Source organism: Halorubrum sp. SD626R (assembly GCF_001261915.1).
GTDB lineage: Archaea > Halobacteriota > Halobacteria > Halobacteriales > Haloferacaceae > Halorubrum.
In genome coordinates this window covers 1-1,277 of the sequence record NZ_CVRT01000112.1, presented here as the reverse complement: position 1 = coordinate 1,277, position 1,277 = coordinate 1, and the positions used below count along the sequence as shown (strand labels likewise).

Below are 1,277 nucleotides of genomic sequence, written 5' to 3'. Positions count from 1 at the left end.
TGGCTCTGTTGAAATCCTCAGAGAGTTACATGTTCGTCCTGTAATTCGACGAGATGAAGCCCCTCCCGAAGTCGCAGATTCTCCGGTTTACTGAGAAGGCGATCCATCTGGCCCGCCGAGCCGTTTCTCGATACTCCTCAAAATTCTCTAAACACCGCTATACACTCCCGCAGCACGTTGTTCTACTGTGTCTCAAAGTGCGGAAGAACACGACCTACCGTGGCCTACTTGACGAACTGATCGAGATGCCACGCATCCGTCGTGTCCTCGGGCTAACCGAGCTTCCTACTGCTTCAACGCTGTGTAAGGCGTTCAACCGGCTTGATATGGCTGTGTGGCGTATCATTTTGACTCTCTCAGCGACGTTACTTCCGACAAGCGGAGTTGTTGGTGTTGATGCGTCGGGGTTCGACCGTAGTCACGCTTCGAAACACTACACGAAACGTGCTGAACTCACGATTCAGCAGCTCAAGGTGACGCTATTGGTTGATGCGAAGGTGAACGCAATCCTCGATTTACACGTGACGACGACTCGAAAACACGATAGCCAGATCGCTCCGTCGTTGATCAAGCGCAACCCCGAGGATATTGACATTCTCCTCGGTGACAAGGGCTACGACGACCAGAAGATCAGGCGACTTGCTCGTCAACACGAGGTTCGGCCACTGATTAAGCATCGTGAGTTCACACCACTCCACAAGGCATGGAACGCACGCTTAGACGCTGATCTCTACGGACAACGGAGTCAATCCGAGACCGTGAACTCAACGCTCAAGCGAAAGTACGGTGCGTTCGTCCGCTCACGGCGCTGGTGGAAACAGTTCCGGGAACTCACCATTGCTTGTCTCATTCATAATGTAGATCGGTCACTCTGAGCGGTCAATACAGATGAAGCACAGACCGCTCAGTACAGAATATACGGTACTGACGGGCTTTTTCTCTGATAGGCGAAGAAATCCTCGGAGATAATCAAACAGTATCGGCATAGATAACTAGTAGCCCTCTGAACATCTATTAGACAATATGGATGACAACCCCAAGTTCATCCTCGTCGCAATATTAGGTTTAGGTATTAGTGTACCGATCTGGTATGCTATTTTACCTTCAAAACAATTCTCGCTGGATTTATTTTTCAATCCGAGTCTCATATTCTGGCTGATTTTTGGTTTCTTAGCCCTTATATTCGGGTTCTACTCTCGGTCTGAAGAATAGGCAGCTCTCATCGACCGGCTGTTTCAGGTGAGAATATATCTGAAGAATAGGATTTCAACAGAGCC

Annotated in this window: 1 protein-coding gene; it reads left to right on the top strand. The window is 49.3% G+C overall.

The genetic code is table 11. The annotated features are described in order from the left end of the window. The first annotated feature begins 53 nt into the window (after positions 1-53). Complete coding sequence (locus tag SD626R_RS11865) at positions 54-875, top strand: IS5 family transposase (protein WP_092566568.1); 822 nt, start codon at positions 54-56, stop codon at positions 873-875. Positions 876-1,277 lie beyond the last annotated feature (402 nt).

Coding starts and splice junctions, on each gene's coding strand:
- SD626R_RS11865 (WP_092566568.1), top strand. CDS start 54: ATGAAGCCCCTCCCGAAGTCGCAGATTCTCCGGTTTACTGAGAAGGCG.